This is a genomic window from Albidovulum sediminis, from assembly GCF_025380365.1.
GTDB lineage: Bacteria > Pseudomonadota > Alphaproteobacteria > Rhodobacterales > Rhodobacteraceae > Albidovulum > Albidovulum sediminis.
Genome location: NZ_JAOCQF010000001.1, coordinates 725086 through 738137 on the forward strand (window position 1 = coordinate 725086; position 13052 = coordinate 738137).

At 69.4% G+C, this 13052-nt stretch carries 10 protein-coding genes; 6 read left to right on the plus strand and 4 right to left on the minus strand.

Translation table 11 applies throughout. The annotated features are described in order from the left end of the window. The first annotated feature begins 22 nt into the window (after positions 1-22). The 5 genes from N5I32_RS03580 to lpdA all read left to right on the plus strand — a co-directional run bounded on the left by N5I32_RS03580 (position 23) and on the right by lpdA (position 7812). Positions 23-3298, plus strand: coding sequence for a YhdP family protein (locus N5I32_RS03580; protein WP_261494019.1), 3276 nt, complete (start codon positions 23-25; stop codon positions 3296-3298). Next, on the plus strand, positions 3295-4353 hold the full coding sequence (gene queA / locus N5I32_RS03585) for a tRNA preQ1(34) S-adenosylmethionine ribosyltransferase-isomerase QueA (RefSeq protein ID WP_261494020.1): 1059 nt from the start codon (positions 3295-3297) through the stop codon (positions 4351-4353). Before N5I32_RS03580 ends, queA begins: the two co-directional genes overlap by 4 nt. Before the next feature lie 84 nt (positions 4354-4437). Then, a complete protein-coding gene (locus N5I32_RS03590; RefSeq protein WP_261494021.1) occupies positions 4438-5691 on the plus strand; it encodes an MFS transporter in 1254 nt (417 codons plus the stop codon). Between the two features lie 56 nt (positions 5692-5747). After that, on the plus strand, positions 5748-6320 hold the full coding sequence (locus tag N5I32_RS03595; protein WP_261494022.1) for a DUF924 family protein: 573 nt from the start codon (positions 5748-5750) through the stop codon (positions 6318-6320). Positions 6321-6435: 115 nt separating this feature from the next. Beyond that, positions 6436-7812, plus strand: a complete 1377-nt coding sequence (gene lpdA, locus N5I32_RS03600) for a dihydrolipoyl dehydrogenase (RefSeq protein WP_261495916.1) — start codon at positions 6436-6438, stop codon at positions 7810-7812. 269 nt (positions 7813-8081) lie between these two features. Here the strand turns inward: lpdA and N5I32_RS03605 are convergent, their stop codons facing one another. Further along, complete coding sequence (locus N5I32_RS03605) at positions 8082-8444, minus strand: rhodanese-like domain-containing protein (protein ID WP_261494023.1); 363 nt, start codon at positions 8442-8444, stop codon at positions 8082-8084. Positions 8445-8641: 197 nt separating this feature from the next. On the opposite strand from N5I32_RS03605, the gene uvrA reads away from it, so the two are divergent. Next, the gene (gene uvrA / locus N5I32_RS03610; RefSeq protein ID WP_261494024.1) at positions 8642-11500 is read left to right on the plus strand and encodes an excinuclease ABC subunit UvrA; all 2859 of its coding nucleotides are present in this window, start codon (positions 8642-8644) and stop codon (positions 11498-11500) included. A gap of 151 nt (positions 11501-11651) precedes the next feature. Here uvrA and N5I32_RS03615 read toward each other — a convergent pair whose 3' ends face one another. The 3 genes from N5I32_RS03615 to N5I32_RS03625 all read right to left on the minus strand — a co-directional run bounded on the left by N5I32_RS03615 (position 11652) and on the right by N5I32_RS03625 (position 12977). Beyond that, on the minus strand, positions 11652-11858 hold the full coding sequence (locus N5I32_RS03615) for a YgaP family membrane protein (RefSeq protein WP_261494025.1): 207 nt from the start codon (positions 11856-11858) through the stop codon (positions 11652-11654). Between the two features lie 90 nt (positions 11859-11948). Further along, the gene (locus N5I32_RS03620) at positions 11949-12623 is read right to left on the minus strand and encodes a Crp/Fnr family transcriptional regulator (protein WP_261494026.1); all 675 of its coding nucleotides are present in this window, start codon (positions 12621-12623) and stop codon (positions 11949-11951) included. Between the two features lie 6 nt (positions 12624-12629). Next, positions 12630-12977 carry an excinuclease ABC subunit A gene (locus tag N5I32_RS03625; protein ID WP_261494027.1) on the minus strand — a complete coding sequence of 116 codons (348 nt, stop codon included), beginning with the start codon at positions 12975-12977 and terminating at the stop codon, positions 12630-12632. Positions 12978-13052: the final 75 nt, after the last annotated feature.

Below are 13052 nucleotides of genomic sequence, written 5' to 3' on the forward strand. Positions count from 1 at the left end.
GGCAAGCGACCACAAGGCGACGATGAACGAGGTCAAGGCAAAACCTGTCAGACGGCACCTGCGCTGGCCGGTGCGCGCGCTCATCTTCGCGGTGCTGACGACGCTTGTCTTCGGCGCGGTCGTCCTCGCGCTCGGCCTGTCGGGGCGGGCGATCTCGGCGCCGCACTGGGTGGCCGAGGCGATCGAGGCGCGCGCCAACGCCGGGCTTGCCGGCCGGGCGACGGTGCAACTGGGGTCGGTCGAGGCGGTGGTCGAGGCGGGATTCGCGCCCCGCATCCGCGTCAAGGACGTGGAGCTGTTTTCGCCCTCCGGGCGGCGGCTGGCGATGCTGGACAGCGTCGGCGCAAGCTTCTGGCCGCGCCCGCTTCTCGACGGGATCGTGCAGCCGCGCAGCCTGCGCCTGCAGGGCGCGCGCGTCGCGCTCCGGCGCACCGCCGACGGCAGCTTCGACATCGCGCTGCCCGAAACCGGGGTTGTCGCCGGCACCGCGCTCAGCCCCGGGCAGATCCTCGACGAGATCGACCGCGCCTTCGCGCTGCCGGTCCTGCGCGCGATCGAGCGGATCGAGGTGAGCGGCCTTGCGATCCGGTTCGAGGACGACCGCACGCGGCAGTCCTGGACGGTCAGCGACGGGCGCATGTCGCTGACCCAGCACACGGCGCGGCTGGCCTATGACGTGGTCTTTTCCGTCGCCGGGGCGGGCGGGGACCCTGCGCAGGTGGAACTGTCGTTCTCGACCGAGAAGTCGAATTCGGAGGCCGGGATCATCGCCCGCATCTCCGGCGTGCCGGCGCAGGACCTCGCGGCGCAGTCGCCGGCGCTCTCCTGGCTCGGCGCGCTCGAGGCGCCGATCTCGGGGGCGCTGCGCACGGGGATCGACCGCAACGGCGACGTGCAGGTGATGCAGGCCGAGCTTGACATCGGCGCCGGCGCGCTGAAGCCGCGCCCGGACGTGGCGCCCTTGCCCTTCGACCGGGCGCGGGTGGCGATGGCCTATGCGCCCGCGCTCGAACAGCTCGATTTCTCCGAGATCGTCCTCGAAAGCCCGTCGCTCAGCGCCTCGGGTGACGCGCGCGCGCGGCTTCAGGGGATGGAGAGCGGGTTCCCCGAGGCGATGGCGGTGCAGTTGCGCCTCGGCCACCTGTCGGGCAACCCGGAGGGGCTCTTTGCGACGCCGCTTGCCTTCGCGGACGGGCTGATGGATTTCAAGCTGACGCTTGACCCCTTCCGCGTCTCGCTCGGGCAGCTCACCTTGTTCGACGAGGGGCGGCGCGTGACGGTGCGGGGCCTTGCCGAGGCGGCGGACGCGGGCTGGAATGTCGCGCTTGACGGAGAGATGGAGCGCATCGCCGCGCGGCGCGTGGTGGAGCTCTGGCCTGTCAAGTTGGCCGCCAAGACGCGGGAATGGCTGCAGGAAAACCTGCTCGGGGGGGAGGCGTTCAATGCCCGCGGGGCGCTTCGGTTGCGGCCCGGCGCGGCGCCTGTCTTTTCGCTGGGCTTCGAGTTTCGCGATGCCGCGGTGCGGTTCCTGAAGTCGATGCCGCCGATCACCGGCGGGGCGGGGCACGCGCTTCTGGAGAACTTCACCTTCACGCTCAGCGCCAGCCGCGGGACGGTCGCCGCGGCGGAGGGCGGGCCGGTCTCGGTCGCCGGGTCGGCGATGCGCGTGGACGACATCCGCGTCAAGCCGGCGATCGGCCGGTTCGACCTGAAGACCGAAAGCACGATCACCGCGGCGCTGTCACTTCTGGACCAGCCGCCGCTCGAGGTGATGCGCAAGGCCGGGCGTGGCATCGACCTGGCAGAGGGGCGCGCGCGCGCGGAAACCCGGCTGGTACTGCCCTTCCGCAAGGGCCTGACCATTGCCGACGTCGACTATCGCGCGACCGCGCAGCTTTCCGAAGTCCGCTCCGGCACGATCGTGCCGGGCCACGACCTGACGGCCGACCGGCTTGCGGTCATCGCCGACAAGACCGGGGTGAGCATCCGGGGGGCGGGAAGACTGTCGGGCGCGGGCTTCGACGTGGCCTGGCGGCAGGACGCGGCCCCCGAGGCGCGCGGGAAAAGCAGCGTCACGGGCTCGGTCGAACTGTCGCGCACGTTCCTGTCGGCCTTCGGCCTGAACCTGCCCGAAGGCTCCGTAAGCGGGCAGGGGCTGGGGGAAATCGCGCTGGACCTCGTCCGGGGCGAGCCCACGCGCTACCGGCTGACCTCGGGGCTGGCGGGGCTGGCGATGGCGATCCCGTCGCTGGGCTGGTCGAAGCCGGCCGGGGCGCAGGGGCGGCTCGACGTCTCGGGCGTGCTCGACCGGCCGGCGACGGTCGAGTCGCTGGAGCTTGAGGCGGCGGGCCTGTCACTCTCGGGCGCGGTCACGATGGCGCCGGATGGCCGGTTCGAGTCGGCGTCCTTTCCCGAGGTGTCGCTCGGCGGCTGGTTCGAGGGGGCGGTCGAACTGCGCGGGCGCGGCGCGGGACAGCCGCCCGCCCTCGCGATCACCTCGGGTTCGGCGGACCTGACCGGCGTCACGCTCGGGGCGGGGGGGCAGGCGTCGGCCCGGTCGGGTCCGATCTCGGTCGCGCTCGACCGGGTGCGCGTCAGCGAGGGCATCCGCCTGACGCGGTTCCGCGGCGATTTCACCGACGAGGGCGGGCTTTCGGGCCGCTTCACCGGGCTGGTGAACGGCGAGGCGCCGGTGACGGGCGCGATGGTGCCGATGGGCGGGCGGTCGGGTTTCCGCGTGCAGTCCGACGACGCGGGCGCCACGATGCGCGCGGCGGGCGTCTTCACCCGCGCGCGCGGCGGCACGCTGGACCTCGTCCTCCAGCCCGAGGGCGAAAGGGGCCACTATTCGGGCACGGTCGAGATGCGCACCATCCGCGTCGTCGATGCGCCCGCGCTGGCGGGCCTTCTCGACGCGATCTCTGTCGTCGGTCTGATCGACCAGCTGAACGGGCCGGGCATCCTCTTCAACCGCGCCTCGGGCCGTTTCCGCATGACGCCGGACGCGGTCGAGATTCGCGACGGCGCGGCGACCGGCGCCTCGATGGGCATCTCGGTCGCGGGCCTCTACCGGTCCGACGTCAAGGAACTGGATCTGCAAGGCACGATCTCGCCCGTCTACCTTCTCAACGGGATCGGGCGCATCGTGTCGAAGAAGGGCGAGGGGCTCTTCGGCTTCAACTACACCATGCAAGGGCCGGCCGCGACCCCGCGCATCCGGGTCAATCCGCTCTCGATCCTGACGCCCGGAATGTTCCGCGAGATCTTCCGTTCCGCCCCGCCGGGGATCGACGAATGAAACTGACCGACTTCGACTTCGACCTGCCCGAGGGGCTGATCGCCACGCGCCCCGTCAGTCCGCGAAGTGCCGCGCGCCTGCTGGTGGTCGAGGGCGACCGCATCGCGGATCGGGTCGTCGGCGACCTGGCGCAGATCTTGCGCCCCGGCGACCGGCTGGTGCTGAACGACACCCGGGTGATCCCCGCCCGGCTGAGCGGCACGCGCACCCGTGCCACGGGGCAGGGGCCGGCCACCGCGCGGATCGAGGCGACGCTGCTGGAACCCCGCCCGGAAGGCCGCTGGGCGGCCCTTCTCAAGCCGCTGCGCAAGGTTCGGGCGGGCGAGGACATCCGATTCTCCGACCGGCTGACGGCGCGGGTGGAGCGGATCGCGGAGGGGCAGGCGGAACTGTCCTTCAACCTTGCGGGCGAGGATTTCGACGAAGCCCTGGCAGAGGCGGGCGACATGCCGCTGCCGCCCTACATCGCCCAGATGCGCGCGCCCGATGCCCGCGACAAGACCGATTACCAGACCGTCTGGGCGCGGCGAAAGGGCGCCGTCGCGGCGCCGACCGCCTCGCTCCACTTCGACGAACCGCTGCTTCAGGCGCTGGCGGCGCGCGGTGTTGCCTTTACCCATGTCACGCTGCACGTGGGCGCGGGCACCTTCCTGCCGGTGAAGGTGGAGGACGTCACGACCCACAAGATGCACGCCGAATGGGGCGAGGTGACCGAGGCGGCGGCGGCAGAGATCAACGCGACGAAGGCCGCGGGCGGTCGGGTCATCCCGGTCGGCACCACCGCGCTCAGGCTGATCGAGACGGCGGCGCGGTCGGGCCGGGTCGAGCCCTGGCGCGGCCCGACCGACATCTTCATCTACCCTGGCTTCACCTTCCGGGTGACCGATGCGCTGGTGACCAACTTCCACCTGCCGAAATCCACGCTCCTCATGCTCGTCTCGGCGCTGATGGGGGCTGAACGGATGCGCAGGGCCTATGCCCATGCCATCGCTTCGGGATATCGTTTCTTCTCCTACGGCGATGCGTCGCTGCTGATTCCGGACGCGCGGCCGTGACGCATCCGGCAGGTGCCGCGTCGCAGCCGGGGAAGCCGCGCCGACGGCGGCGGGATAGCGAATGAAAAAGCCATCGGAGGCCCCATGCTGACCGTCCTGCGCAACTCCTGGGCCCTGCTCCTCGGCATGATGCTCCTGATGATCGGCAACGGCGTGCAGGGCACGCTCCTGGGCGTGCGCGGCGCGATCGAGGGGTTTTCGACCAACCAGATGGCCTATGTCATGTCGGCCTATTTCCTGGGCTTCCTGTTCGGGTCGCGGATGACGCCGAACATGATCCGCCGCGTCGGGCATGTGCGCGTCTTCGCCGCCCTCGGCTCGATGATCTCGGCCGTGCTTGTCGCCTATGCCGCGGCGCCGGACTGGGTCGCCTGGGTCATCATGCGCGTCGTCATCGGGTTTTCCTTCTCGGGCGTCTACATCACCGCCGAAAGCTGGCTCAACAACGCCTCCACGAACGAGACGCGCGGGCAGGCGCTGTCGCTCTACATGATGATGCAGATGCTGGGCATCGTCTCCTCCCAGGCGCTCCTGAACCTCGGCGATCCGTCGGGCTATTTCCTCTTCGTCCTGCCCTCGATCCTCGTGTCGCTCGCCTTCACGCCGATCCTGCTGTCGGTCGCGCAGGCCCCCGCGTTCGAGCTGACCAAGCCCTTGAACTTCGTCAGCCTCTACCGCACCTCGCCGCTGGGCTGCGTCGGCATCTTCATCCTTGGCGGCGTCTTCTCGGCGCAGTTCGGCATGGCCTCGGTCTGGGGCTCCTCGGTCGGGCTCAGCGTGCGCGACCTGTCGATCTTCATCGCCGGGATCTACCTCGGCGGGCTGGTGGCGCAGTATCCGATCGGCTGGATGTCAGACCGGATGGACCGGCGGCGGCTGGTGCTGGCGCTGTCCGCCCTCGGCGCCGCGGCGACCGTCATTCCCTTTGTGGTCGAGGTGAACTTCGTGGCGCTCGTCCTGGTCGGCGCGGTGATGGGCGGGGTGTCGAACCCGCTCTATTCGCTGCTCTTGGCCTACACGAACGATTTCCTCGAACCCTCCGACATGGCCGCGGCCTCGGCCGGGCTGATCTTCATCAACGGGCTGGGCGCGATCGGCGGCCCGATCCTGACCGGCTGGATCATGTCCCACTTCGGCCCGGACGGGTTCTTCCTGTTCATCGCGGTCCTCTTCGCCCTGCTTGCCGCCTACGCCGCCTGGCGGATGACGCGGCGCGCGGCGCCGTCGGTGGAGCATACCGGCGCCTATCGTCCGCTGGCGCCCACCGCCTCGGCCGTCGCCATCGAGGCCGCGATCGAGGCGCGCGCAGAGCCTGTGCGCCACGACGGGCAGGAATAGCTCTGGCCAAGCCCGGCCGACCCTGCCACCCTTGGCAGAACGAAAGGAGGGCGGCGATGACCGGAGCGAAGGAGATCGTGCGTTTCTGGCTTGAGGATATCGGCGAGGCGGGCTGGTATGCCGCCGTCGATGCCGTCGACGCGACGATCCGGGACAGGTTCGGCGCACTCTGGGCGCAGGCGCGCGACGGCGGCCTTGCGGACTGGTGCGACACGCCGCAGGGCGCGCTGGCTTATCTCATCCTGACCGACCAGTTCCCGCGCAACATGTTTCGCGGCGACGCGCGCGCCTTCGCCACCGATGCCGTGGCCCGCGCGGCCGCGCGCGGCGCCATCGCGCAGGGGCACGACCTCAAGGTCGCGGAGCCGGAGCGGGTCTTCTTCTACATGCCGTTCGAGCATTCGGAAGATCTCGCCGATCAGGACCTGTCCGTCGACCTGACGGAGCGCAACCTGCCCCTGACCGGCAAGGGCTATGCGCTGCACGCGCGCGCCCATCGCGAGGTCATCCGACGCTTCGGCCGCTTCCCCTTCCGCAACGCTGCCCTCGGCCGGGACACGACGCCGGAGGAACGCGCGTTCCTGGATGGCGGCGGTTACGGCGCGGTCGTGCGCGGGCTGGGCGGGTAGGCTTGCACCCCGTGCAAGGCACCCATCCGTCAGGGCGATTGCGCGCTGGAAGAAATTAGTTTAATGGCAAACTACTTTTTCTGAGGGAGGAAAGACCGTGGCGCAGACGTTCGACATGATCGTGATCGGGGCGGGTCCGGGCGGCTATGTGGCCGCGATCCGGGGCGCGCAGCTTGGGCTCAAGGTAGCGATCGTGGAGCGGGAGCACCTCGGCGGCATCTGCCTGAACTGGGGCTGCATTCCGACCAAGGCGCTCTTGCGGTCGGCCGAGGTCTTCCACCTGATGCACCGCGCCAAGGAATTCGGGCTGAAGGCCGAGGGGATCGGCTTCGAGCTCGACGCGGTGGTCGCCCGCTCGCGGGGCGTCGCCAAGCAGCTTTCGGGCGGTATCGGCCACCTGATGAAGAAGAACGAGGTGACGGTCTTCATGGGCGCGGCGACGCTGCCGGCGAAGGGCGTCGTCTCGGTGAAGACCGACAAGGGCACCGAGGAGCTGACCGCGAAGGCCATCGTGCTGGCCACCGGCGCGCGCGCCCGCGAACTGCCGGGCCTCGAGGCCGACGGCGACCTCGTCTGGACCTACAAGCACGCGCTGCAGCCGAAGCGGATGCCGAAAAAGCTTCTCGTCATCGGCTCCGGCGCCATCGGCATCGAGTTCGCCAGCTTCTTCAACACGCTCGGCGCCGATACGACGGTGGTCGAGGTGATGGACCGGGTGCTGCCGGTCGAGGACGCCGAGATCTCCGCCTTCGCGAAGAAGTCCTTCGTCAAGCAGGGCATGAAGATCGTCGAGAAGGCCATGGTCAAGAAGCTCGACCGCAAGCCCGGTGTCGGCGTGACTGCGCATATCGAGAAGGACGGCAAGACCGAAACGCAGGACTTCGACACCGTCATCTCCGCCGTGGGCATCGTCGGCAACGTGGAGAACCTCGGGCTCGAGGCGCTTGGCGTGAAGATCGATCGCACCCATGTCGTGACGGACGAATTCTGCCGCACCGGGGTGGAGGGGCTCTATGCGATTGGCGACATCGCGGGCGCGCCCTGGCTTGCGCACAAGGCCAGCCACGAAGGCGTGATGGTCGCCGAACTGATCGCGGGTGGCCATCCGCACCCGATCAAGCCGAATTCCATCGCCGGCTGCACCTATTGCCATCCGCAGGTGGCCAGCGTCGGCCTGACCGAGGCGAAGGCGAAGGAGGCGGGCTATACCGTCAAGGTCGGCCGCTTCCCCTTCATCGGCAACGGCAAGGCCATCGCGCTCGGCGAGCCCGAAGGGCTGATCAAGACCGTCTTCGACGCGAAGACGGGCGAGCTTCTGGGCGCCCACATGGTCGGGGCGGAGGTGACGGAACTGATCCAGGGCTATGTCGTCGGCCGCACGCTGGAGACGACCGAGGGCGAGCTGATGGAAACCGTGTTCCCGCATCCGACGCTGAGCGAGATGATGCACGAGGCGGTGCTCGACGCCTACGGCCGCGCGCTCCACATCTGAAGGGAAAGGGGGCGCTGCCCCCGTCCTCGCGCGCCGCGCGAGGACTCCCCCGGAGTATTTGCGCCAGAATGAATGAGGGGGGCGGTCGGCGCCCCGCCTCGGGCGGCTGATGCCGGGGAGACGGGGCGCTTTCACTCTGGGCGGTCATCGGCGCTCCCGCCTGTACCGCACCCCCACTCGAACCGAAATTCCTTTCAGTCTGGTTAAAATACTCTCGGGGGGTGCGGGGGGCAGACAGCCCCCCGTGCGCCTGGCATTCGGCGGTGCGGTCAGCGTTCCACCGCGCCGCCGGCCGCGATCCAGTCGCCAAGCCCGCCGATGTTGTAGACCTCCGCATAGCCAAGATCGCGCAGCGCCTGCGCCGCCATCTGGCTGCGCCCGCCCGAGGCGCAGTAGAGCGCGACCGCCCGTTCGCGGCCGAGCGCCGGCGGGCAGTCGGGCGCGCCTGGGTCGCAGCGCAGCTTCACCAGCGCGAGCGGGATATGGAGCGCGCCCCGCGCCCGGCCCGTCGCCGAAACCTCCGCCGCCTCGCGCACGTCGATGAGGACAAGCGTGCCGTCGCCCGCGCGCCGGACCGCGTCCCGCGGGTCGATGCGGGCGGGGTCGCGGTCGGGTCTGTGGAAGGACAGCATGGGTTCCTTGCTCCCTGTCGGGTTGGCCCGCGGCGGCGGGTTTTCAGGTGCAATATATATTCACGGGTAGGAATGTGAAGTGGGTATCGTTCGCCGAAGCCGCGACTGGCCCGCCGATGTTCTTCATACGTTCTTAATTTCGGGTTGGAGACTCGCCCGCGCTCGACTATGTCTCAGGGGCGGAACCGGGGGCGGACATGGCCGAGCAGAAATTCATCGAGGTGCGGGGCGCGCGCGAGCACAACCTGAAGTCCGTCGACGTGGACATCCCGCGCGATGCGCTGACGGTCATCACCGGCCTTTCCGGGTCCGGCAAGTCCTCGCTCGCCTTCGACACGATCTATGCCGAGGGCCAGCGTCGCTACGTGGAATCACTCAGCGCCTATGCCCGCCAATTCCTCGACATGATGGGCAAGCCCGATGTCGACCATATCTCCGGCCTCTCGCCCGCCATTTCCATCGAACAGAAGACGACCTCGAAGAATCCGCGCTCGACCGTCGGCACGGTGACCGAGATCTACGACTACCTCCGGCTGCTCTTCGCGCGCGTCGGCACCCCCTACAGCCCGGCGACCGGCAAGCCCATCGCGGCGCAGCAGGTGCAGGACATGGTCGATGCCGTCATTGCGCTGCCCGAGGGCACGCGCGGCTACCTGATGGCGCCGGTGGTGCGTGACCGCAAGGGCGAATACCGCAAGGAATTCCTCGACTGGCGCAAGCAGGGGTTCCAGCGGGTCAAGGTGGACGGCGCCTTCCACGAGCTTGAGGAGCCGCCCACGCTCGACAAGAAGTTCCGCCACGACATCGACGTGGTGGTGGACCGGATCGTGGTGCGCGAGGGGCTGGAGACGCGCCTGGCCGACAGCTTCCGCACCGCGCTGAACCTCGCCGATGGGATCGCGATCCTGGAAACCGCGCCGGCGGAGGGCGAGGGGGAGCGCATCACCTTTTCCGAGAAGTTCGCCTGCCCGGTCTCGGGCTTCACCATCCCCGAGATCGAGCCGCGGCTGTTCTCGTTCAACGCGCCCTTTGGCGCCTGCCCGACCTGCGATGGGCTCGGGGCGGAACTGTTCTTCGACGAACGCCTGGTCGTGCCGGACGTCACGCTGAAGCTGAAGGACGGGGCACTCGCCCCATGGTCAAAGACGAAGACGCCCTATTTCCTCCAGACCATCGACGCGATGGCCCGCCACTACGGTTTCGACGCGCGCAAGCCTTGGAAGGACCTGCCCGAAGCCGTCCGCCACCTCTTCCTCTACGGTTCGGGCGAGGAGGAGATCCGCTTCCGCTTCGACGAGGGCGGCCGGGTCTACGAGGTCAGCCGCACCTTCGAGGGCGTGATCCCCAACCTCGAACGCCGCTACCGCGAGACCGACAGCGCCTGGAGCCGCGAGGAGATGGAGCGCTACCAGAACAACCGCCCCTGCCATGCCTGCGGCGGCCACCGCCTGCGCCCCGAAGCGCTGGCGGTGAAGATCGCGGGCCTGCATGTCGGCGAAGTGGTGCAGATGTCGATCCGCGAGGCGCATGACTGGGTCGCCACCGTGCCTGCCACGCTGACCGCGCAGCGCAACGAGATCGCCCGCGCGATCCTGAAGGAGATCGGTGAGCGGCTGGGCTTTCTCAACAACGTCGGCCTCGAATACCTGACGCTCAGCCGCAACGCGGGCACGCTCTCGGGCGGCGAAAGCCAGCGCATTCGGCTGGCAAGCCAGATCGGCTCGGGCCTGACCGGCGTCCTCTACGTCCTCGACGAGCCATCAATCGGACTCCATCAGCGCGACAACGACCGGCTGCTCGGCACGCTGAAGAACCTGCGTGACCAGGGCAATACGGTGCTGGTCGTCGAACATGACGAGGAGGCGATCCGCGAGGCCGACTATGTGCTCGACATTGGCCCCGGCGCCGGGGTGCACGGCGGCCGCGTGGTGTCGCGCGGCACACCGGCCGAGATCGCGGCCGATCCTGCCTCGGTGACCGGGCAGTACCTCTCGGGCCAGCGCGCGATAGCGGTGCCGAAAGTGCGGCGCAAGGGCAGCGGCAAGGCGCTGACGGTCGTCGGCGCGACCGGCAACAACCTGCAGGACGTCACTGCGGATTTCCCGCTCGGCAAGTTCGTCTGCGTGACGGGCGTTTCCGGCGGCGGCAAGTCCACGCTGACGGTGGAAACGCTCTACAAGAACGCGGCCGTCCGCCTGAACGGCGCGCGCGAGACGCCCGCACCCTGCGAGACGATCAAGGGGTTCGAGCATCTAGACAAGGTCATCGACATCGACCAGCGCCCGATCGGGCGCACCCCGCGGTCGAACCCCGCCACCTACACCGGCGCCTTCACGCCCATTCGCGACTGGTTCGCGGGCCTGCCGGAGGCCAAGGCGCGCGGCTACCAGCCGGGGCGGTTTTCCTTCAACGTCAAGGGTGGGCGCTGCGAGGCCTGCCAGGGCGACGGCGTCATCAAGATCGAGATGCACTTCCTGCCCGACGTCTACGTCACCTGCGAGACCTGCAAGGGCCACCGCTACAACCGCGAGACGCTGGAGATCCGCTTCAAGGACAAGTCCATCGCCGACGTGCTCGACATGACCTGCGAGGACGCGCGCGAGTTCTTCCAGGCGATTCCCGCGATCCGCGAGAAGATGGAGGCGCTCTGCCAGGTCGGGCTCGGCTACATCAAGGTCGGCCAGCAGGCGACGACGCTTTCCGGAGGCGAGGCGCAGCGGGTGAAGCTGTCGAAGGAACTGAGCCGCCGCGCCACCGGCCGCACGCTCTACATCCTCGACGAACCGACCACGGGTCTGCATTTCGAGGATGTGCGCAAGCTTCTCGAAGTGCTGCACGAACTGGTCGAGCAGGGCAACACCGTGGTGGTGATCGAACACAACCTCGACGTCATCAAGACCGCCGACTGGATCATCGACATCGGCCCCGAAGGCGGCGACGGCGGCGGCCGGATCGTCGCCACCGGCACGCCCGAGGATGTGGCGCGCGTCGCCGCAAGCCACACCGGGCGCTACCTCGCGCCGATGCTCAAGCCCCGCCGCGTCGCCGCCGAATAGGCCGCCGATCAAGACTGCGCGCGCACCTCGGTCCGGCTTTCAGTCTGGCCGAAATACTCCCGCCGGAGGCCAATCGAGTGGCCGCTGCCCGGCAGCGGCCGCGAGACACGGCGTGCGCGCCGCCTGCGGCGCGCGCAGCTGACTCAGCCGGTCAGGATTTTTTCAGCGGGCAGGTGTTCAGCCCCAGCATCGAATAGATCGGGCAGGTCCCGACCAGCCCGGTGACCAGCGGGATGAGCCCGACCAGGTAGAGCCAGCGCATCGAGGCGTCGGCGTTCAGGAAGAAGCCCGCGAGGAGCGCGAGGCCGACGAGAATGCGCAGGGTGCGGTCGATGCCGCCGACATTGGTCTTGAACATGTGGTCCTCCATGACTGCCCCGGCGCCGCAGCCGGACGCCGGGATATGCCGCCAGAGTGCCGCGCCGCGCGACCCGGGTCTGTGACCAAGTCACCCCGCGCCCGAGGCTGCGGCAAGCCGCCGCAGCGCCGCCAGGTCCAGAAGGCGCACCGCGCCGCGTTCGGTCGCCACCCAGCCCTCGCGGGCGAAGGAGTCGAGCCGGCGCGAGACCACTTCGCGTGCCGATCCGATGCGCGTGGCGAGGTCCTGATGCGTGGCCTGCACCAGCCCCTCCTCGGCCAGCGCCAGCAGGGCCTCGGCCAGCCGCGCCTCGACGCGGATGAAGGCCACCCGCTCCAGCACATGCATCATGCCCTGCATGCGTTCGGCGAAGGCAACAAAGACATGGGCGCGGAACCCGGCCGACCGGTCCATCAGCGCCAGGAACGTGTCGCGGGGAACCAGGACGATGCGGCAGTCGGTGGCCGCGATCGCCTCGCCCGAATAGTCCTCGCCGCCCAGCAGGCCCAGCGTGGTCTGCACGCAGGAGCCGCCGGGTTCGACCGAGTAAAGCAGGATCTCGCGCCCGTTGACACCGGTCAGGCAGACGTCGATGCGGCCTTCGAGGACGATGACGAAGCCGCGGGCGGCCTCGCCGGGACGGAACAGGACCGACCCGCGCGCGACATCGACCGGCGCGATCCGCGCCAGCCGCGCCTGTGCCTCGACGTCCAGCCGGGACAGACCGGCGGCAGTCTCCACCCAGGACGACGCGGCCGGCGTCAAGGTCCTTCAGTCCAGGATCGCGCTGACCGCGCGCAGAACCGTGACGATGGTGTAAGTGTCCTCGTCGACGACAAGGATCGTCCCGTCGACGATCAGGTAGCGTTCGCCAGCGCGGAGCGGCGGCAGGCCGTAGCGGTCGGGATAGCGGATCCGGTGATAGTCCCAGTCGCCGACATAATCGCCCCGGTGCCAGCCCTTGCGGGCCTGTCCGGGCGGCACGCAGGGCACCGCCTTCTTGGCAAGCCCCGGCGGGCAGCCCTTGGCGTCGGCCCGGGCCGGCGCCGTGCTCAGGCCGGCGGCAAGGGTGGCGGTCAGGGCGGCGGCCGCGAGGGCCGGGATCGTAAGCATCTTCATCGCGTCACTCCGTCTTCCCTGGCAGTATAGCGGTCTGGCGCGGAAAGGGCAGGGGTCGGGCGCGATTATCGGCGA

What these genes read in the sequence shown, in the direction of transcription:
- N5I32_RS03625 (WP_261494027.1), bottom strand. Translation starts at nt 12,977, where the DNA reads ATGAAGATGCTTACGATCCCGGCCCTCGCGGCCGCCGCCCTGACCGCC.
- N5I32_RS03580 (WP_261494019.1), top strand. Translation starts at nt 23, where the DNA reads ATGAACGAGGTCAAGGCAAAACCTGTCAGACGGCACCTGCGCTGGCCG.
- queA (WP_261494020.1), top strand. Translation starts at nt 3,295, where the DNA reads ATGAAACTGACCGACTTCGACTTCGACCTGCCCGAGGGGCTGATCGCC.
- lpdA (WP_261495916.1), top strand. Translation starts at nt 6,436, where the DNA reads ATGATCGTGATCGGGGCGGGTCCGGGCGGCTATGTGGCCGCGATCCGG.
- N5I32_RS03615 (WP_261494025.1), bottom strand. Translation starts at nt 11,858, where the DNA reads ATGTTCAAGACCAATGTCGGCGGCATCGACCGCACCCTGCGCATTCTC.
- N5I32_RS03595 (WP_261494022.1), top strand. Translation starts at nt 5,748, where the DNA reads ATGACCGGAGCGAAGGAGATCGTGCGTTTCTGGCTTGAGGATATCGGC.
- N5I32_RS03590 (WP_261494021.1), top strand. Translation starts at nt 4,438, where the DNA reads ATGCTGACCGTCCTGCGCAACTCCTGGGCCCTGCTCCTCGGCATGATG.
- N5I32_RS03605 (WP_261494023.1), bottom strand. Translation starts at nt 8,444, where the DNA reads ATGCTGTCCTTCCACAGACCCGACCGCGACCCCGCCCGCATCGACCCG.
- uvrA (WP_261494024.1), top strand. Translation starts at nt 8,642, where the DNA reads ATGGCCGAGCAGAAATTCATCGAGGTGCGGGGCGCGCGCGAGCACAAC.